We start from the raw sequence: 17,855 nt of genomic DNA on the forward strand, positions 1-17,855 counted from the left end.
AATGGCGTAGTATACGTGTTTTCTGGCCTGATTGCTGCAGGGTTTTTCTCGGCCGGCAAAAAACTCTCTTGGCTGCCACCCTGTCGGCAGCAATTGTTCATAAGGAGTTGCGCATGGGACGCTTGGTTGAAGGTACCTGGTACGACGAGTGGTATGACACCGAAGCTAACGACGGAGCTTTCATCCGGGAGGATTCTGGGTTCCGTCACAGCATTGAACCTGGCGGGCGTTTCAGTCCAGACTCCGGGCGTTATCACTTGTACGTGTCGCTCGCCTGTCCCTGGGCTCATCGAACTCTGATCATGCGCAAGCTCAAGGGGTTGGAGTCACATATCGGGGTCAGCGTGGTGCATCCGCACATGCTGGATGAGGGCTGGGTTTACGACAGTCCGGAACCTTTGCACGGTTATACCCACCATCATCAGCTCTATACCCGGGCCAAAGCCGATTACAGCGGGCGGGTGACGGTCCCGGTGCTGTGGGATCGGCAGGAAGACACCATTGTCAACAACGAGTCTTCGGAGATCATTCGTCTGTTCAACTCGGCGTTCGACAGCCTGACCGGCAACTCGGACGATTATTACCCGCAGTCATTGCGCGAAGAGATCGAGAGGCTCAATCGGCGTATTTACGACGAAATCAACAATGGTGTTTACAAGGCGGGCTTTGCTACCAGTCAACAGGCCTATGAGCAGGCCTGCCGTACGCTGTTCGCGGCACTTGACTGGCTTGAACAGCTGCTTGGTGAGCGTCGTTATCTGGCGGGCGCACAGGTGACTGAGGCCGACTGGCGGCTGTTTACCACGCTGGTGCGTTTCGATCCGGTATACCACGGTCATTTCAAGTGCAATCTTCGACGGATCGAGGACTACCCGAACCTGGCCGGCTATACCCGGGAGCTGTATCAGTGGCCGGGCGTGGCCGAGACCGTGGATTTCTGGCACATCAAACAGCACTATTACTACAGTCACGGCATGATCAACCCGACCCGGGTGGTGCCGCTTGGCGAGGGAATGGATTTAACTCTGCCGCATGGGCGTAGCTAGGGTCTGTTGCCGTTTCATCGCAACCGCGCCGGAGCCTGTTTTTGCGCGAGGCAAGGCGCGAAATGCGAGGTTTGGTGGGCCAAATAAGCATTGAGTAACGCGGCATCGCGCAAAAACAGGCCCGGCCCTTCGGGTTGCGCGTAAAATGTCGCCATGCGTCGTTGTGGGACTTGGCAAGGGAGTAACCATTCCCTGCGTCCCACGCCTGGCCTGGCGACATTTTTCGCAGCAACGCGGTTTGCGATGAAACGGCAACAGACCCTAATAGCGAATCGCGACAATCCAGTAGCAACGCTCGCCTGCCGGGGCCTGGACGACCACTTCGTCGTCCAGGGCTTTGCCTAGTAGCGCTCGGGCCATGGGGCTGTCGATGCTGATGTGTTGGCGCTTGGGGTCGATTTCGTCAGGCCCGACAATGCGTACGGTCAAGCTTTGGCCGTCCTCATCTTCCAGCTCTACCGTGGCGCTGAAAAAAACCTTGCTGGGGTCGCTGGGCGGCTGATCAACGACCTTGAGGTTTTCCAGACGTTTACGCAAAAACCGCACTCGGCTGTCGATCTCGCGCAGCATCTTCTTGCCGTAGATATATTCGGCATTCTCCGAGCGATCGCCCAGCGCGGCGGCTTCGCTGACCGCCTGGGTGACCGCCGGGCGCCGCACATGCCAAAGCTCGTGCAATTCATCGCGCAGGCGCTGGGCCCCTTCGGCGGTGATCAGCGGGGTTCCGGCGCTGCGGGGAGGGCGGTAGCGGCTCATTCAGACACCCCGATTGATCAGGCGCATGGGACTTTGTTCTACGACCGGGCGGGTGCCCCAGGCTCCAGCCAGTCCAATCAGTAAGGCTCCAGTCAGCGGAACCAGCAGCCATAGCCCAAAGTGCGGACTCCAGCTTAGATCCAGTGCCTGGCGGTAGAGCAGCAGGGTGATCAGCTCGGCGGCGGCGATGGCCAGTAACCCAGCCAGCGCTCCCAGCAGGGCGAATTCCAGGCGATTGGCCTTTTGCAGCAGTGGCCGGCCGGCGCCCAGGGTGCGCAGCAGTGCACCTTCGTAGAGACGCTCATCCAGGGTAGCCTGCAAGGCGGCGAACAGAACGGTAAAGCCGGCCAGCAGGACGAACAGCAGGACGTATTCAACGGCCAGCGTGACCTGGGCCAGGATGTCGCGGATCTGTGCCAGTATGGCTTCGACCTCAAGCAGGGTCATGGCTGGAAAGGCCCGTGCCAGATCGCGCAGAGCTTCGCGTTCAGTACTTGGCAGGCTGAAGCTGGTCAGCAGGGTCAGGGGCATGCCGTCGAGGGTGCCGGGGGAAAAGATCATGAAGAAATTCGGGGTGAAGTTGTCCCATTCGACTTCCCGAATGCTACCGACCCGGGCCTGGATCTGCTGGCCGGCGATCACGAAGGTCAGGTCATCGTTCAGGCTGACGCCAAGGTTGTCTGCCAGCCCGGCTTCGACCGAAACCCAGTGACGGTCATCCGGCAACTGGTCGAACCAGCGGCCTGCGCTCAGGCGGTTGTCAGTGGCCAGGGTAGCTGACCAGGTCAGGCTCAGGTCGCGGTTGATTGCGCGCTCGGCCTGGCTGTCCTTGGTGACCAGATCACGCACCGGTTGGCCGTTGACTTCGATCAGCCGGCCGGGGCTGACCGGGTAGAGTGGGGCGGCGCGAGCGCCAATCTGTTCCAGTTTGGCGGTAAAGGCCTCGGCTTCGCTGGGCAGAATGTTCAGGGCGAAGTGGTTGGGGGCATCATCCGGCAACTGGGCCTGCCAGGTGTCGAGCAGTTCGGTACGCAGGATCAGGATAACCACCATGGACATCAGGATCAGGCCGAAGGCCAGAATCTGCCCGGCTGCGGTGGTCGGCTGCTTGAGCAATTGCCCGCTACCCAGACGCCAGGCCAGGCTGGCGTTGCGCAGCCGGGCGCCGGTTTGCTTGAGCAGGGCCCAGGCCAGCAGGCCGAGCAGCAGAGACGCCAGGGCTCCGCCAAAAACAACTGCCAGGGTGATTGGCAGGTTGCTGGTAAATTGCCACATCAACAGCGTCAGCGAGCCCAGGGCCAGGCCATAGATAACCCAGCCGCTGCTCGGTAGTGGCGCCAGATCGCGGCGCAGAACTCGCAGGGGCGAGACTCGGCCGAGTCTGAGCAGCGGTGGCAGGGCGAAGCCGATCAGCCCGACCAGCCCGGTGGCGGTACCGATCAGGAGCGGCGTCAGGCCGGGACGGGGAATGTCCGGAGGCAGCAAATCAGCCAGCAGGTACACCAACCCCCATTGCATCAGCCAGCCCAGTGCCAGCCCGATCAGGGTGGCCAGCAGGCCGAGCCAGGCCAGTTGCACCAGAAATACCTTGAGTACCAGCCGGCGGCTGGCACCCAGACAGCGCAGCAGGGCGCTGGTGTCGAAGTGGCGGCTGGCGAAGCGGTTGGCCGAGAGCGCAACCGCCACCCCGACCAGTACCACTGCGGCAATACTGGCCAAACCGAGGAACTGGTTGGCGCGTTCCAGCGCATTGCCGATCTGCCGGTTGTCGTCACCAACGGTCACCAGCCTTTGGTGCTCGTTCAGGCGTGGTTGTAACCACTGGCGATAATCGGCCAGGGCTGTTTCCGGGCCGCTGACCAGCAATCGATAGCGTACTCGGCTGCCGGGCTGGATGATGCCGGTGGCCTCGAGGTCAGCCAGGTTCATCAGCACCCGTGGTGTCAGGCTGTAGAAGTCGCCGGCGCGATCGGGTTCGTGGGTCAGCAATGCGTCAATCCGCAGTTCTGACAGGCCGACTTCCAGGGTGTCGCCAATATCCACGCCAAGCACGCTGACCAGTCGGGGTTCGACCCAGAGCTGGCCAGGGGCCGGCGTCTGCTCAGCCACCTGCTCCTGGCCAAACAGTCGGTCACTGATGCGGACCTGGCCACGCAATGGATAGCCGGGCCCCACCGCTTTGACACTGGAGAGCTGCATGTCGCTGTCGCTGGCCATGACGCTGGAGAATTCGACCACTTCGGTCCATTCCAGGCCGCGGCTGCTGGCCTGCTCAGCGTACAGTGGCGGTAGCGGATCGCGAGATGAGATCAGCATGTCGGCGCCGAGAAATTCGGCGGCGCGGCTGGCCATGCCGCGTTGCAGGCGGTCAGTGAAGAAACTGATCGCGGTGCTGACCAGAACGGCGATGATCAGCGCCAGGACCAGCACCCGCAGCTCTCCGGCGCGCCATTCACGGGCCAGCAGGCGGCTGGCCAGCTGAGCAGAATGTTCTCGGCTCATGCGGCCTGCTCCAGCAAGCGGCCGGCTTCCAGATGCAGGGCGTATTGGCAGCGCTCGGCCAGGCGTGCATCGTGGGTGACCATGATCAGGGTGGTGCCCTGTTCACGGTTGAGCTCGAACAGCAGGTCGGTAATGCGCTGGCCGGTTTTGGCGTCGAGGTTGCCAGTTGGCTCGTCGGCGAACAGGATGTCCGGCTCACTGGCGAAGGCGCGGGCAATCGCCACGCGCTGCTGCTCACCACCGGAAAGCTGACGCGGGTAGTGGCTCAGGCGCTGGCCCAGGCCAACCCGTTCGAGTAGCTGGGCTGCCCGCTCGCGGGCGTCGCTGCGGCCATGCAGCTCCAGCGGCAGCATGACATTCTCCAGCGCGGTCAGGCTGGCGAGTAACTGGAAGGACTGGAATACGAAGCCAACATGCTCGGCCCTGAGCGCTGCACGTTGGTCTTCGTCGAGCTGGCTGAGCGGCTTGCCGGCCAGTTCGACTTCGCCGTTGCTTGGCAGATCGAGCCCGGCCAGCAGGCTGAGCAGGGTCGATTTGCCCGAGCCGGATGCCCCGACGATGGCGACACTGGCGCCGCGGGCGATATGCAGACTGACGTCGTCGAGGATGGTGAGCTCGGCTTCCGAGGTACGAACGACTTTGCTAAGGTGGCTGGCAACGATCACGCTGTCTGACATGGTATCTGCCTTGAAAACTGTCTGGAAATCCTGGCTGGCTCTGTGCCTGGCCGGCTGGCTGGCGCTGCCGGCCAATGCACAGAGTCTGTTGGTTGTTGGCGATAGTATCAGTGCCGCATTCGGTCTGGAACTTGAGCAGGGCTGGGTCAGCCTGCTGCAGGAGCGTTTGCATCAGCATGGCTATCCTTATGAGGTGATCAATGCCTCGGTCAGCGGTGACACTACGGCTGGTGGGCTAGCCCGCTTGCCGAGCCTGCTGGAGCGCTATCAGCCGGCCCTGGTAATGATCGAATTGGGTGGTAATGACGGCTTGCGTGGATTGCCTCCAGCCAATATGCAACAGAATCTTTCCAGTATGGTGCGCAGTGTGCAGAGCAGCGGGGCTGATGCGTTGCTGCTGGGTATCCGCATTCCGCCCAATTATGGGGTGCGTTACACCCGGGCGTTTGAACAGGTCTTCGTCGATGTCAGTCAGGCCCACGAGGTGCCGCTGGTACCATTCGTCCTGGAAGGGGTGGCTGGCGAGGACAGCTTGATGCAGGCTGATGGCATACACCCAACCGCTGCGGCGCAGCCCATAATCCTGGATAATACCTGGCCGGCCATTGAACAATGGCTGCAATCACGGTCCGAGGATATTGAATGATGAGGAACTCCAGGTGACGCTGTCCTGGATGGCAAGGCGGTGGTGCATGGTGGAGCAGGATGAGCAGCAGGATCTGTTTGTCAGTAATCCCTGGCATGTGCACCTGGTGGATATCAATCTGCGGCTGGATGTGCCGCGGGAGCGAACCTTGTGCGGGGATCTTTTGCCATCACGGCCGGTCTATCGCGAAGTAACCCGTCAAGCGTTGCGGGGCCTGTGCCCGGCGTGTCTGGCCATGGCGCGCGGGCAGTATCAGGTACGACGCCCGGTCGCTCGGAATGTTGAGCTGTCGGGGTTGTCTATGCAGATAGAGCTGAGTGGGGTTGGAGTAAGCTGAACGATGAGTGGATCCAGGACTAGACTGCTGGGTGGTTTGCTGAGCTTGCTGCTGGCTGTTCCGGCGATGGCCACCAGCTATGATCTGACCCCGGGCCAGGAGCTGGTCGGGCGTATCTACAGTGTCGAGGCACGGTTCGAGAATACTTTTGCCGATCTTGGCGAAATGTATGGTTTCGGCTATCTGGAGCTGTTGGCGGCCAATCCGGATATCGATCCCTGGCTGCCAGGCGAAGGGGTGCAGGTGGTGATGCCAGGTAAACACATCTTGCCTGATGCGCCGCGTGAAGGGATTGTCATCAACCTGCCTGAATACCGGCTTTATTATTTTCCGCCTGGTGGCGAGAAAGTCATGACCTATCCGGTGGGTATCGGTCGAGAGGGTTGGTCCTCACCCATTGGCCAAACCCGGGTTGCGCGCAAGGAAGCCAATCCATCCTGGTATCCGCCCCAGTCGATTCGTGAAGAGCATGCTGCACAAGGTGAATATTTGCCGGCGGTAGTGCCGCCGGGGCCGGACAATCCCATGGGGCCGTTCAAGATGAATCTGGCCATGGGAGCCTATGTGATTCATGGCACCAACAAGCAGTTTGGTATCGGTATGCGGGTCAGTCATGGCTGCTTTCGCATGAACAATGCGGACATTACCGAGCTTTACCCGCATATTCCGATAGGTACCCAGGTAACCATCGTTAATCAACCGTTCAAGCTGGGTGTGCACGAAGGCAAACTGTACCTTGAGGTGCATACGCCACTAGATGAGCACGGTATGCCTTCAACGCTGGATCGCCAGGCAGCAATGCAGAGTCTGTTGGCTGCGCAGGGCGCCAAGGTGGAGGGGTATCGGCTGGACTGGGGGCAGATCCGTGATCTGGTGTATGCAGAAAACGGCATGCCAGCCGTAATAGGTACACCTTTCCAACCGGAGTGGGCTGGAAAGGCGTATTTAGGAAGCTCTGATTAAATCAGTTTCGGTGTCGGCCCAGTTGTCACTGACCTGCTCTAGACACGCCGTGAACCCATCCTTGGGGGCTTGACGATGCCCGTCCAGGGCATCGACAGTCTAGAACAGGTCAGCGCCAACCGGGCTGCTGGACTTTTGTGCAATTAATCAGAGTTTCCTCAGGGTCTTACTTGCGGCTGGTCCGCTCCAGCATGCGCATGGCCCGCTCATTGGCTTCGTCAGCGCTTTGCTGAGCCCGCTGGGCGGCAGCCAGTGCTTCTTCCGCCTTGCGATAGGCCTCATCGGCACGAGCCTGAGCACGTGCTGTGGCGTTCTCGTTGGCAGTCAGACGAGCGCTGGTTTCCTGTTGCTGGGTGTTGCTGCAGCCGACAGCCAAAAGCGCGGCCAGGGCAACGGCGGACAATTGCAGTGCAGTTTTCATGGTTTTCCCCTTCTCGATGAGTCCTTGCGTTGGGTCGGTTCTATTGAACGCTCCCCGTTAGCATCAACAATACTAGCACTGGTTTTTGACTATGGTGTTGTCATAAGTCATAAACCAGCGTGTTAGAGGGTATTCAGCAATTTTAATTCCCTGTTGCAGGTGTTTGTTCTGGCTCGACAGTGCGGTAATGTGTCGCAACCACAATGAGACAACTACAAGGAATGCATTGATGCTGGGCAACTTAGGCTTGCTAGCGGGGCTCGCCCTGCTGATTTTCATGGCCCTGCGCGGAGCCAATATCTTTATCGCCTCGCTGGTTTGTGCCCTGGTAGTGGCAGTGACCAACGGATTGTTGATTCCCAAGACTCTGCTTGAGTTCTATCCCTTCGGCCCGCTTGGAGCCTTCACCTTTGCTGGCAAGTTCTTTCTGCTGTTCCTCTGTGGGGCAATTTTTGGTAAGGCCATGGCGACCAGTCAGGCAGCCAAGAGCATTGCACTGGCCATTACTAATAGCCTGGGTGTAAAGCGCACCCTGTTGGTGGGCATGTTGGTATGTGCGCTACTGACCTACGGCGGTGTAGTGGTGTTCGTGGTGGTGTTCACCATGTATCCGCTGGGTATCACTCTGATGCGTGAAGCCAATCTGCCCAAACGGCTCTGGGCGGCGGCGACCTCGGTTGGGGCCGGAACCTTCACCATGACCGCGCTGCCGGGGACTCCGTCGATCCATAACGTGATCTCGGCCAGTTCGCTGGGGACCGACCTGTTTGCCGGCGGCTGGATCGGGATCTTTGCTGCTCTGATCATGGTTGGGCTTGGCATGTGGTATGTCGAACGCGGCTGGCGGCTGGCCCGGGCCAATGGTGAAGGCTTTGTCGAGAATACCCAGGACAAGCGTATGGAGCAGTTGATCGGTGATCCTGCCGATGCGCCGCCGTGGTATCTGGCGATGGTTCCGATGATCGTGGTGCTGGGCGTGATCATGCTGCCGCGGCTGTTGCTGGCCATGGGTGACTGGTCCGGTAGCGACAGCTTGCTGGCGCGCAGTCTGGTCTTTAGCCAGACGCAACCGATCATCTGGCCGAGCATGGCCTTGATCCTGGGTTCGTTGACCTGCGTAGTGCTGTTCCCGAGCATGCGGCGCAAGGTGGGGCAAGTATTTGGCCAGGGCGCCGAAGACTCGATCATGCCGCTGCTCAATACGGCGGCAGTAATCGGCTTCGGTGGAGTCGTGACCCAGACCGCCGGTTTTGGTCAGTTTGCCCAGTGGATTCTCAGTGCTGATCTGCCGCCGCTACTGTCAGTGTTTGCCTCGGCCAGCGTAGTCTCGGCCATCGTTGGTTCGTCCTCTGGCGGTCTGCAGATTTTCATGCAGTCGCTGGCTCCGCATTACCTGGAGATGGGCGTACAACCGGAGATCCTGCACCGGATCGCCGCCATTGCCTCGGGCGGTTTAGACTCGTTGCCGCATTGTGGCGCAGTGATCGCCACCTTCATGATCATGGGGTTGACCCATCGTGAGGCTTACAAGGATATGTTCGTGGTCACCGTGGCTATCCCGGTGGTGGCCTGTCTGGCCGCGATCGCACTACTGATGATGCTGGGTATGGGCTGAGTCGGAAGCGGGGAATGACAGGGGGGGTGAGCGAAAAATCGGGTGGAATTTTTTTCCTGATTTGTTGTCTATACTGTTCCCCTGTTCCCTTTTGGATTTCCACAGGAGACCGACAATGCCACTGACGCCGATCCAACACGATCCGCAAGCACAGCAGTTCTACATTGTCGTCGATGGCGCAAAAGCCTATTTGTCCTATATGGATCTGGGTAAAAAGACGCTGGATATCTACCGTACCTTCGTGCCCAGTATTCTGCGCCGCAGGGGGCTGGCCGCCAGGCTGACAGCCCATGCCCTGCGCTATGCAGAGGAGGGCGGGTACACGGTTATACCCTCCTGCTCGTACGTGGAGTGGTACATGGATCGCCAGACTCGCCTCGTCGAAGCCCGTACTGCCTGAGTCCTATTGCAGAAACGACAAACCCCGCCTTGGCGGGGTTTGTCGTTTTAAGGGCCGGGATCAGCCGCGCTGACGCTTGGGCATAACATCCTTGAGTTTGGCGTGCATGCTGCGGATGCTGCTGACTGTAGTATCCCAGTCGATGCAGGCGTCAGTCACAGAAACTCCGTACTGCAGTTGCGACAGATCCTGGGGAATCGACTGATTACCCCAGCCGATATGGCTTTCAACCATCAGGCCGATTATCGAATTGTTGCCTTCGAGAATCTGATTGGCAACGTTATCCATCACCAGTGGCTGCAAGCCCGGGTCCTTGTTGGAGTTGGCGTGGCTGCAGTCGACCATGATGTTCAGCGGTACGCCGGCCTTTTGCAGTTCCTTTTCACATAGCGAGACGCTGACCGAGTCATAGTTCGGTTTACCGTTGCCGCCGCGCAGTACCACATGGCCGTATTTGTTGCCCTTGGTGGTTACGATCGATACCTGGCCATCCTGGTTGATACCCAGGAAGCGGTGCGGGCTGGAGACTGACTGCAGGGCGTTGATGGCCACGGTCAGGCTGCCGTCGGTACCGTTCTTGAAGCCGACCGCCGAAGACAAGCCCGAAGACATTTCCCGGTGGGTTTGCGATTCGGTGGTACGGGCGCCGATGGCGGACCAGGAGATCAGGTCCTGCAGGTACTGTGGGGAGATTGGGTCGAGCGCTTCGGTAGCGGTCGGCAAGCCCATCTCACTCAAATCACGCAGCAGTTGCCGGCCAATGTGCAGGCCGTCTTCGATCTTGAATGAATCATCAAGATAGGGGTCGTTGATCAGACCTTTCCAGCCAACGGTGGTACGTGGTTTTTCAAAATAGACCCGCATGACCAGATACAAGGTGTCGCTGACTTCCTCGGCCAGTTTTTTCAAGCGCTGGGCGTAATCCTTGGCGGCTTCGACATCATGGATGGAGCAGGGGCCAATGACGATAAACAGGCGCTGGTCCTTGCCATCGAGAATGTCGCGAATAACCTGGCGGCTATCGCTGATGGTCGCCTGGGCGGCCGGTGTCAGCGGAATTTTGGCTTTGAGTTGGGCGGGTGTGATCAGTACTTCGTTCGAAGCGATGTTAAGGTCATCGATTGGTAAGTCGGCCATCATCAGTCTCAGCAGGTTTGTCAGGCAGCCAGCGGCGCCTTGGTTCAATATTATGGAGGCTCCAGGGTGGCTGACAGCTTAATCAAGCTTGCCGCGCCAGGCTACCCCAACTTGCTACTATTGGGTCGATTGATGGTTTGGATCGAACGCCAGCTTTGTCGCGTGGCTGACGGTCTTGAGCTGGCAAAGACGATTACCATGACGTCCAGTCGGACCATGCACATGACAAGAAGAGGGTGATATGCAAAGCAGCATGCCAAGAATCGGGGTTATCGGTACGGGCGCCATTGGCGGCTTTTACGGCCTGATGCTGGCCCGTAGCGGCCAGGACGTACACTTTTTGTTACGTAGTGAGTATCAGGCGGTGCTCGACAAGGGGCTGACCGTCGACAGTTGGGTGCACGGAATGCTCAACCTCAATCCGGTACAGGCCTATCGCGACGTGGCCGACATGCCGGCCTGTGACTGGTTGCTGGTGGGCGCCAAGTCGACTACTAATGCTGAGTTGGCGCCAATCATTGCCAAGGCTGCGGCGCCTGGGGCCAAGGTAGTGTTGTTGCAGAACGGGCTGGATAACGAAGCCGACCTGCGGCCGTTGCTGCCTGATGACCTACACCTGATCGCCGGGCTGTGCTATGTGTGCCTGTACCGTACCGCGCCCGGTGTGGTGGTGCATCAAGACAACGGCCTGATCGACCTGGCCTACCATAGCGGCCCAGCCGGCGACGATACGGCGCGAGCGGCTGTACTGAGCGAGGGCGCGGAGCTATTCCGTCAAGCCGGTATCAAGGCTCGGGAGGCCGCCAACCTGGAGTCAGCTCGTTGGCAGAAGCTGGTCTGGAATGCAGCTTTCAATGGCGTTTCCGTACTGCTCAATGGCGGCACCAAAGCGTTGCTCGATAACCCGGCCAGTTGGCAGTTGATTCGTGATCTGATGGCCGAGATCGTCAGTGCTGCCGAGGCCCAAGGCTACAGCATGCCGGAGCAATACCCGGAAAAACTGCTCAAGCACACCCACACCATGCCGGACTATCAGCCCAGCATGTACCACGACTGGCTGCACAAGCGCCCGATGGAGCTGGACAATCTGTACGGCAAAGCGCTGGAAAAGGCCGCCCAGGCCGGTTGCGCGATGCCGAAAACCGAGGCATTGTTGCAGATGTTGCGGTTCATTCAGGACAGGTACCTGGCCGCTGACTGACCCCTTTGCCAGGAGGTGCCATGCCCGTACTGCTCGGTGACAAGTTGGTGATTGCGATCTCCTCGCGAGCCTTGTTCGATTTGGATGACAGTCACCAGGTCTATGAGCAGGAAGGGCTGGAAGCCTACCGGCAATATCAGATAGCGCGTGAAGACGAACCGCTGGCCCCTGGCGAAGCCTTTCAACTGGTGCAGAAGCTGCTACGGATCAACAGCCTGCTGGAAGGCGAAAGCCGGGTAGAGGTGGTGCTGTTGTCGCGCAACAGCGCTGATACCGGTCTGCGAGTTTTCAACTCGATCCAGCATTATCAGCTCGGGATTACCCGGGCTGCCTTTGCTGGCGGTCGCAGCCCGTTTACCTATGTGCCAGCCTTCGGCTGCCATCTGTTTCTTTCCACCCATGCCGACGATGTTCGCAGCACTCTGGAAGCCGGGTTTGCCGCCGCAACGATTCTGCCTTCGGGGCGCCCGCGTGACACCGGTGACGAGTTGCGCATCGCCTTTGATGGCGATGCGGTACTGTTCTCCGATGAATCCGAGCAAGTGTTTCAGCGTGATGGACTGGAGGCCTTTCAGGCCAAGGAGCGCGCCGCTGCGCGTGAGCCGTTGGCCGGTGGGCCGTTCAAGCATTTCCTGGCCGCTCTGAACCGGATCCAGACCGAGTTCGGTGTCGATGATTGCCCAATCCGTACTGCTCTGGTTACCGCGCGTGGAGCTCCGGCCCATGAGCGGGTAATTCGGACCCTGCGAGAGTGGGATATTCGCCTGGATGAATCGCTGTTTCTCGGCGGGCTCGATAAGTCTGAGTTCCTGCGTGCCTTCGGAGCAGATCTGTTCTTCGATGACCAGGAAGGTCATTGTCAGCGAGCCGTGGGAGTGGTCCCGACCGGGCATGTGCCGCACGGCATCAGTAATCTGCGTAAAACCAGCTAGGAACCAACCTCAAACTGCTTACACCGGTCTGACGAGGCGAAAAAAGACCCTTAAAGCCTTTTGGCAGACCAGTGGTCGGTTATTTTGTCGCCTGACCAATCATTTCAGTTACAGATGGTCTAACCTCGTAGTGATAACGGTTATTATGGTTATAACGCGGCGCACGACCGTGAAACCGTCAGACCAGGGGATCCCATCATGAAACTGCAGCAGCTCCGCTATATCTGGGAGGTCGCTCATCACGATCTTAACGTGTCGGCCACCGCGCAGAGTCTGTACACCTCACAGCCGGGTATCAGCAAACAGATCCGCCTGCTTGAGGATGAACTGGGGGTTGAAGTCTTTTCTCGCAGCGGCAAACACCTGACCCGAGTTACGCCTGCGGGCGAGCGCATCATTGCTACCGCCGGTGAGATTTTGCGCAAGGTCGAAAGCATCAAGCAGATCGCCCAGGAGTTCAGTAACGAACGCAAGGGCACCTTGACTCTGGCAACCACCCACACCCAGGCACGCTACGCCTTGCCGCCGATTATTGGTCGCTTCATTCAGCGCTATCCCGATGTGTCCCTGCACATGCACCAGGGCACGCCGATGCAGATCTGCGAGATGACGGTCGATGGCACCGCTGATTTTGCGATTGCCACTGAAGCGTTGGAGCTGTTTTCCGATTTGGTGATGATGCCGTGCTATCGCTGGAATCGTTGTGTGATCGTACCTAAGGGGCATCCACTGACCAAGTTGCCGGAGTTGTCACTCGAAGCTTTGGCTGAACATCCGCTGGTCACCTACGTGTTTGGCTTTACTGGTCGCTCGAAGCTGGACGAGGCATTCAGCAATCGCGGTCTGGCACCCAAGGTGGTGTTTACTGCCGCCGATGCTGACGTGATCAAGACCTACGTGCGGTTGGGGTTGGGGGTCGGGATTGTCGCCCATATGGCGCTTGATCCGGTGGCCGATGCCGACCTTGTGACAATCGACGCCAGCAAGCTGTTTGAGCCCAGCGTAACCAAGATCGGGTTCCGCAAGGGGACTTTCCTGCGTGGCTATATGTATGACTTCATCGAGGCTTTCGCGCCGCACCTGACCCGCGATGTGGTCGACAAGGCCCTACAGTGCCACAACAAGCTGGAACTTGATGAGTTGTTCGCAGGAGTAGAGCTGCCAGTCCATTAGACTGGCAGCTAGTGTGCAGGGACGCTGATCAGCTCTTGGCGATCAGGTTGCCGGCGTGCAGGCCGCATTCCTTCTGGGTAGCTTCTTCCCACCACCAGCGGCCTTCGCGCTCGTGCTGGTTCGGCAGTACCGCACGGGTGCAGGGCTCGCAGCCAATGCTGACAAAGCCGCGCTCATGCAGCGGGTTGTAGGGAATCTCCAGCATGCGGATGTAGTTCCACACATCTTCGCTGCTGTAGTTGGCCAGCGGGTTGAACTTGATCAGCGGATGCGCTTCGCTGCCGAATGCCTCGTCCTGTTCGATCACCGGCACATGGCTGCGGGTGCCGGGGCTCTGGTCGCGGCGCTGGCCAGTGATCCAGGCATCGACGGTTGCCAGCTTGCGCCGTAGCGGGGCGATCTTGCGGATGCCGCAGCACTCGCCATGACCGCTTTTGTAGAAATCGAACAGCCCCTTTTCCTTCACATAGGCTTCCAGGGCCTGATGCTCGGGGGAAAGTACTTCCAGAGCGATGCCGTAATGCTCGCGGACTTTTTCCAGAAACTGGTAGGTCTCCGGGTGCAGGCGGCCGGTATCCAGGGTGAATACCTTGATGGCGGGGTTAATCTTCCAAGCCATGTCCAGCACTACGATATCGTCGGCGCCACTGAATGACAGCCACAGATTATCAAAGTGCTCAAAGGCCAGTTTGAGTATGTCCTGGGGGGATTTGCCGGCGTAGCTTTCGGCCAGTTCGGCGGGGTCGAATGTCTTGGTCATCAGGCTCGTTTCCTTCCAGGCGGTCAATGCGCCGCTGTTTTGAGCGAAGTCTAACAAAGCCCGACTTAGTCCATCCTCTTTTATTTAGTTATATTTTTATGTCTTTTGGCTATCATCAGGCAAGCTAACAGGCGTGTCTGTTAGCTTGGACTGGCATTGCGTCGCAGGCGCTTAGCCGGTAGATTGTCGGCCATTTCATCGATCACATCAGGAGCTGCCCGTGGAAATCGCCTGCCTTGACCTTGAAGGGGTACTGGTACCGGAAATCTGGATTGCCTTTGCCGAGAAAACCGGTATCGAAGAGCTGAAGGCGACTACCCGGGATATTCCCGACTACGACGTGCTGATGAAGCAACGCCTGGGCATTCTCGATCAGCACGGCCTCAAGCTGGGTGATATTCAGGAAGTGATCGCCACCCTCAAGCCGCTGGACGGCGCGGTGGAGTTCGTTGACTGGCTGCGCGAGCGCTTTCAGGTCGTGATTCTGTCCGATACTTTCTACGAGTTTTCGCAGCCGTTGATGCGTCAGCTCGGTTTTCCGACCCTGCTGTGTCATCGTCTGATTGCCGACGAGAGCGACCGGGTAGTGGATTATCAACTACGCCAGAAGGATCCCAAGCGTCAGTCTGTTATTGCGCTCAAGAGCCTGTACTACCGGATCATTGCTGCTGGTGACTCCTACAATGACACTACCATGCTGTCCGAAGCCCATGCCGGCATCCTGTTCCACGCCCCGGACAACGTGATTGCCGAGTTCCCGCAGTTTCCGGCAGTGCACACCTATGAAGACCTGAAGAAAGAGTTCATCAAAGCGTCGAATCGTACGCTGAGCCTCTGATTTAGGGAAACACTGATTAAATCTGTTTCTGCGTTGGCCCAATTGTCGCTGGGCTTGTGTGCAATTAATCAGTGTCTTCTTAGTTTAGTGCTTCCATCAGAACCCTGACCTTGGTCAGGGTTTCCTGATATTCGGCTTCAGCCTCCGAGTCGGCGACGATGCCGCCACCTCCCCACAGATAGAGTCGGTCATCCTGATGAATCAGGGTGCGGATGGCGATATTCAGGTCCATCTGGCCTTCACAGCCGATATAGCCGATGCTGCCGCAATACAGGCTGCGCCGGACTGGTTCGAGTTCCTCGATGATCTGCATTGCGCGAATTTTCGGTGCTCCGGTGATCGATCCGCCCGGGAAGGCGGCGGCCAGCAGGTCGAGGGCGTCCTGACCTTCGGCCAGCTCGCCGGTTACGCTGCTGACCAGATGATGAACGTTGGGATAGGTTTCCAGGGCGAACAGCTCGGGAACCCGGACACTGCCGGGCCGGCAGCTGCGGCCCAGGTCATTGCGTAGCAGGTCAACGATCATCAGGTTTTCCGCCCGGTCCTTGAGGCATTCAAGTAGCTCTTCGGCTAGAGCCTGATCCTGTTCTGGCGTTGCGCCACGCCCTCGGGTGCCCTTGATCGGGCGGGTCTCTACATGGCCGTCATGGACCTGCAGAAAACGTTCCGGTGACAGGCAGAGCAGAGCGCCGTCAGGGCTTTCCAGGTAGGCGGAAAACGGAGTCGGGCAGGCTTGGCGCAGGCGTTGCCAGGCGCTCCAGGGATCGCCACTGCAGTCGGCGCTGAAGCGTTGAGCCAGATTGATCTGGTAGCAGTCGCCGGCCTGAATGTAGTGCTGAATGCGCTCAAAGGCTTGCTGGTAATCGGTACGGCGTTGCTCGGCCTGGAACGCACTGGTCAGGTGGAAGGGGGCTGGTGCGACAGCGCTGGTGCGCAGGCGTTCGAGAATGGCCTCGTGCTCGCTGTTCGGCAGGCGTGGATGACTCACCAGCCAGCTTTGACGCTGCTGGTGATCGCTCAGCAGCGCCCACAGGTGAATGCCCATGCGCAGGTCGGGTAGCCGGATATCGGCTTTGGCTAGCTCGGGCAGGGCCTCCAGGTGTCGACCGAAATCATAGCTGACATAACCCAGAGCCCCGGCGCCAAAGGGCAGGGGCTGGCCGGGCCAGGATGCCGGGCCAAGATCGGCCAGCAGTTGACGCAGGCGAGCAAGCGTTTCTCGGCCGTGTTCTGCATGTAGCGGTTCGATTATCTGGCTTGGGCCGGCACTCAGCAGGCTGTAGCGGCCCAGCTGAGAGGGGGTGGCCGAGTCCAGCAGGACCGGATGGCCAAGGTCACGCACGCTGGGCAGCCAGGCATCAAGCCTGGGCTGATAGCCCAGCTCAGTGAGTTGGTAGTGCATTTACGATGTCGTCATGCAGGGTTTTCGGAGTTGCTGGACTCCGGGCTTGCCGGGGGGTCTTCGGGCTTGATTGAACGCGGCTGGCTAAAGTGCTTTTGGGCGTAGGCCACGCGCTGCTCAGGCGTTTCCGGCTCATGGCCGGTCTTTTTCAGTGCCGCCAGATGGCGTTCGACGGCATGGCAGCGGTGGGTCAGGCCGGCATCGTTGGCAATCTGGATATTCAGGCCTGGGCGGGCGTTGAGCTCCAGAATCAGCGGACCCTGATCCTGATCCAGTACCAGATCGACGCCGATGTACCCCAGACCGGACAATTCGTAACAGGATGCCGCCAGGGCCATGAAACCGTCCCAATCCGGCAGTTGTACACCATCGACCGGGTTGGCAGTGTCGGGGTGTTTGCTGATCTTCTTGTTCAGCCAGGTACCCTTGAGGGTTATGCCGGTAGCCAGATCGACACCGACCCCGATCGCGCCCTGGTGCAGGTTGGCCTTGCCACTGGATTGGCGGGTCGGCAGGCGCACCATGGCCATCACCGGATAGCCCATCAGCACGATGATGCGAATGTCCGGTACGCCTTCATAGCTGATGCTCTTGAAGATCGGATCGGGGGTGACTCGGTATTCAATGATTACCCGGTCACGGTGGCCGCCGAGCGAGTACAGTCCAGACAGGATGCTGGAGATGTGGTGGCCGATTTCGTCGCGGCTGATGATCTTTCCCGATACGGTCTTGAACATGCCTTCGTAGCGATCGGCGATGACGATGATGCCGTCGCCGCCGGCGCCCTGGGCCGGCTTGATAACGAAGTCCTTGTGTTTGTCGACAATCGAATCGAACTTGTCGAAATCCTTCTCGGTTTCAATGATCCCGTACAGCTCCGGCACATGAATGCCGGCAGCGATGGCGCGCTCCTTGGTCAGGATCTTGTCGTCGACCACCGGATACAGGTGCCGCTTATTGTACTTGAGTACATAGTCGGCATTGCGGCGGTTGATGCCCATGACGCCATGGGCTTTGAGCGCTTTCAAGGTTTTCAGGAAGAACATGCG

General features: G+C 59.1%; 18 protein-coding genes. 10 read left to right on the forward strand and 8 right to left on the reverse strand.

Annotated features, from left to right (window positions below):
* Window positions 1-113: 113 nt before the first annotated feature.
* On the forward strand, window positions 114-1,046 hold the full coding sequence (locus BVH74_RS11890; protein ID WP_080050277.1) for a glutathione S-transferase family protein: 933 nt from the start codon (window positions 114-116) through the stop codon (window positions 1,044-1,046).
* Window positions 1,047-1,307: 261 nt separating this feature from the next.
* Here the strand turns inward: BVH74_RS11890 and greB are convergent, their stop codons facing one another.
* From greB to BVH74_RS11905, 3 genes are read right to left on the reverse strand one after another with little or no spacing between them, the layout of a single operon-like run.
* On the reverse strand, window positions 1,308-1,802 hold the full coding sequence (gene greB, locus BVH74_RS11895) for a transcription elongation factor GreB (RefSeq protein WP_080050278.1): 495 nt from the start codon (window positions 1,800-1,802) through the stop codon (window positions 1,308-1,310).
* Entirely contained in the window at window positions 1,803-4,304 is a 2,502-nt protein-coding gene (locus BVH74_RS11900; RefSeq protein ID WP_080050279.1) for an ABC transporter permease, read from the reverse strand.
* Entirely contained in the window at window positions 4,301-4,981 is a 681-nt protein-coding gene (locus tag BVH74_RS11905; protein ID WP_080050280.1) for an ABC transporter ATP-binding protein, read from the reverse strand. Before BVH74_RS11905 ends, BVH74_RS11900 begins: the two co-directional genes overlap by 4 nt.
* A 10-nt stretch (window positions 4,982-4,991) precedes the next feature.
* Between BVH74_RS11905 and BVH74_RS11910 the strand changes: the two genes are divergently transcribed.
* The 3 genes from BVH74_RS11910 to BVH74_RS11920 are packed head-to-tail and all read left to right on the forward strand — an operon-like array spanning window position 4,992 to window position 6,927.
* A complete protein-coding gene (locus tag BVH74_RS11910; RefSeq protein WP_080051715.1) occupies window positions 4,992-5,627 on the forward strand; it encodes an arylesterase in 636 nt (211 codons plus the stop codon).
* Window positions 5,628-5,673: 46 nt separating this feature from the next.
* Window positions 5,674-5,964 (forward strand): hypothetical protein, encoded by a 291-nt coding sequence (locus tag BVH74_RS11915; protein WP_080050281.1) that lies wholly within the window; start codon window positions 5,674-5,676, stop codon window positions 5,962-5,964.
* Between the two features lie 3 nt (window positions 5,965-5,967).
* On the forward strand, window positions 5,968-6,927 hold the full coding sequence (locus tag BVH74_RS11920) for a L,D-transpeptidase family protein (protein ID WP_080050282.1): 960 nt from the start codon (window positions 5,968-5,970) through the stop codon (window positions 6,925-6,927).
* A gap of 166 nt (window positions 6,928-7,093) precedes the next feature.
* Here BVH74_RS11920 and BVH74_RS11925 read toward each other — a convergent pair whose 3' ends face one another.
* Window positions 7,094-7,348, reverse strand: a complete 255-nt coding sequence (locus BVH74_RS11925) for an Lpp/OprI family alanine-zipper lipoprotein (protein ID WP_080050283.1) — start codon at window positions 7,346-7,348, stop codon at window positions 7,094-7,096.
* 229 nt (window positions 7,349-7,577) lie between these two features.
* Here BVH74_RS11925 and BVH74_RS11930 point away from each other — a divergent pair, with 229 nt between their 5' ends.
* Together BVH74_RS11930 and BVH74_RS11935 are read left to right on the forward strand one after the other, a co-directional pair.
* On the forward strand, window positions 7,578-8,963 hold the full coding sequence (locus BVH74_RS11930; RefSeq protein WP_080050284.1) for a GntP family permease: 1,386 nt from the start codon (window positions 7,578-7,580) through the stop codon (window positions 8,961-8,963).
* Window positions 8,964-9,078: 115 nt separating this feature from the next.
* Entirely contained in the window at window positions 9,079-9,363 is a 285-nt protein-coding gene (locus BVH74_RS11935) for a GNAT family N-acetyltransferase (RefSeq protein ID WP_080050285.1), read from the forward strand.
* Window positions 9,364-9,423: 60 nt separating this feature from the next.
* Here BVH74_RS11935 and BVH74_RS11940 read toward each other — a convergent pair whose 3' ends face one another.
* Complete coding sequence (locus BVH74_RS11940) at window positions 9,424-10,500, reverse strand: 3-deoxy-7-phosphoheptulonate synthase (protein ID WP_080051716.1); 1,077 nt, start codon at window positions 10,498-10,500, stop codon at window positions 9,424-9,426.
* Between the two features lie 241 nt (window positions 10,501-10,741).
* On the opposite strand from BVH74_RS11940, the gene BVH74_RS11945 reads away from it, so the two are divergent.
* The 3 genes from BVH74_RS11945 to cysB all read left to right on the forward strand — a co-directional run bounded on the left by BVH74_RS11945 (window position 10,742) and on the right by cysB (window position 13,806).
* The gene (locus BVH74_RS11945; protein ID WP_080050286.1) at window positions 10,742-11,701 is read left to right on the forward strand and encodes a putative 2-dehydropantoate 2-reductase; all 960 of its coding nucleotides are present in this window, start codon (window positions 10,742-10,744) and stop codon (window positions 11,699-11,701) included.
* Window positions 11,702-11,721: 20 nt separating this feature from the next.
* A complete protein-coding gene (locus BVH74_RS11950) occupies window positions 11,722-12,633 on the forward strand; it encodes a 5'-nucleotidase (RefSeq protein WP_080050287.1) in 912 nt (303 codons plus the stop codon).
* Between the two features lie 198 nt (window positions 12,634-12,831).
* Window positions 12,832-13,806: an HTH-type transcriptional regulator CysB gene (cysB, locus tag BVH74_RS11955; RefSeq protein WP_080050288.1), complete on the forward strand. Its 975-nt coding sequence runs from the start codon at window positions 12,832-12,834 to the stop codon at window positions 13,804-13,806.
* A gap of 28 nt (window positions 13,807-13,834) precedes the next feature.
* Here the strand turns inward: cysB and BVH74_RS11960 are convergent, their stop codons facing one another.
* The gene (locus tag BVH74_RS11960; protein ID WP_080050289.1) at window positions 13,835-14,566 is read right to left on the reverse strand and encodes a phosphoadenylyl-sulfate reductase; all 732 of its coding nucleotides are present in this window, start codon (window positions 14,564-14,566) and stop codon (window positions 13,835-13,837) included.
* A gap of 220 nt (window positions 14,567-14,786) precedes the next feature.
* Here BVH74_RS11960 and thrH point away from each other — a divergent pair, with 220 nt between their 5' ends.
* Window positions 14,787-15,404: a bifunctional phosphoserine phosphatase/homoserine phosphotransferase ThrH gene (gene thrH / locus BVH74_RS11965; RefSeq protein ID WP_080050290.1), complete on the forward strand. Its 618-nt coding sequence runs from the start codon at window positions 14,787-14,789 to the stop codon at window positions 15,402-15,404.
* Window positions 15,405-15,483: 79 nt separating this feature from the next.
* On the opposite strand, the gene pabB is transcribed toward thrH, so the two are convergent.
* The gene (gene pabB / locus BVH74_RS11970; protein WP_080050291.1) at window positions 15,484-16,806 is read right to left on the reverse strand and encodes an aminodeoxychorismate synthase component I; all 1,323 of its coding nucleotides are present in this window, start codon (window positions 16,804-16,806) and stop codon (window positions 15,484-15,486) included.
* An 11-nt stretch (window positions 16,807-16,817) separates the two neighbouring features.
* On the reverse strand, window positions 16,818-17,852 hold the full coding sequence (locus tag BVH74_RS11975; RefSeq protein ID WP_080050292.1) for an alpha-L-glutamate ligase-like protein: 1,035 nt from the start codon (window positions 17,850-17,852) through the stop codon (window positions 16,818-16,820).
* Between the last annotated feature and the right edge of the window lie 3 nt (window positions 17,853-17,855).

Origin of the sequence: Halopseudomonas phragmitis, assembly GCF_002056295.1 — a bacterium.
Classification (GTDB): Bacteria; Pseudomonadota; Gammaproteobacteria; order Pseudomonadales; family Pseudomonadaceae; genus Halopseudomonas; species Halopseudomonas phragmitis.

Coding starts and splice junctions, on each gene's coding strand:
- BVH74_RS11940 (WP_080051716.1), bottom strand. CDS start 10,500: ATGGCCGACTTACCAATCGATGACCTTAACATCGCTTCGAACGAAGTA.
- BVH74_RS11930 (WP_080050284.1), top strand. CDS start 7,578: ATGCTGGGCAACTTAGGCTTGCTAGCGGGGCTCGCCCTGCTGATTTTC.
- BVH74_RS11945 (WP_080050286.1), top strand. CDS start 10,742: ATGCAAAGCAGCATGCCAAGAATCGGGGTTATCGGTACGGGCGCCATT.
- cysB (WP_080050288.1), top strand. CDS start 12,832: ATGAAACTGCAGCAGCTCCGCTATATCTGGGAGGTCGCTCATCACGAT.
- BVH74_RS11935 (WP_080050285.1), top strand. CDS start 9,079: ATGCCACTGACGCCGATCCAACACGATCCGCAAGCACAGCAGTTCTAC.
- BVH74_RS11975 (WP_080050292.1), bottom strand. CDS start 17,852: ATGTTCTTCCTGAAAACCTTGAAAGCGCTCAAAGCCCATGGCGTCATG.
- BVH74_RS11905 (WP_080050280.1), bottom strand. CDS start 4,981: ATGTCAGACAGCGTGATCGTTGCCAGCCACCTTAGCAAAGTCGTTCGT.
- BVH74_RS11920 (WP_080050282.1), top strand. CDS start 5,968: ATGAGTGGATCCAGGACTAGACTGCTGGGTGGTTTGCTGAGCTTGCTG.
- BVH74_RS11915 (WP_080050281.1), top strand. CDS start 5,674: ATGGTGGAGCAGGATGAGCAGCAGGATCTGTTTGTCAGTAATCCCTGG.
- BVH74_RS11960 (WP_080050289.1), bottom strand. CDS start 14,566: ATGACCAAGACATTCGACCCCGCCGAACTGGCCGAAAGCTACGCCGGC.
- BVH74_RS11890 (WP_080050277.1), top strand. CDS start 114: ATGGGACGCTTGGTTGAAGGTACCTGGTACGACGAGTGGTATGACACC.
- BVH74_RS11900 (WP_080050279.1), bottom strand. CDS start 4,304: ATGAGCCGAGAACATTCTGCTCAGCTGGCCAGCCGCCTGCTGGCCCGT.
- pabB (WP_080050291.1), bottom strand. CDS start 16,806: ATGCACTACCAACTCACTGAGCTGGGCTATCAGCCCAGGCTTGATGCC.
- BVH74_RS11950 (WP_080050287.1), top strand. CDS start 11,722: ATGCCCGTACTGCTCGGTGACAAGTTGGTGATTGCGATCTCCTCGCGA.
- greB (WP_080050278.1), bottom strand. CDS start 1,802: ATGAGCCGCTACCGCCCTCCCCGCAGCGCCGGAACCCCGCTGATCACC.
- BVH74_RS11925 (WP_080050283.1), bottom strand. CDS start 7,348: ATGAAAACTGCACTGCAATTGTCCGCCGTTGCCCTGGCCGCGCTTTTG.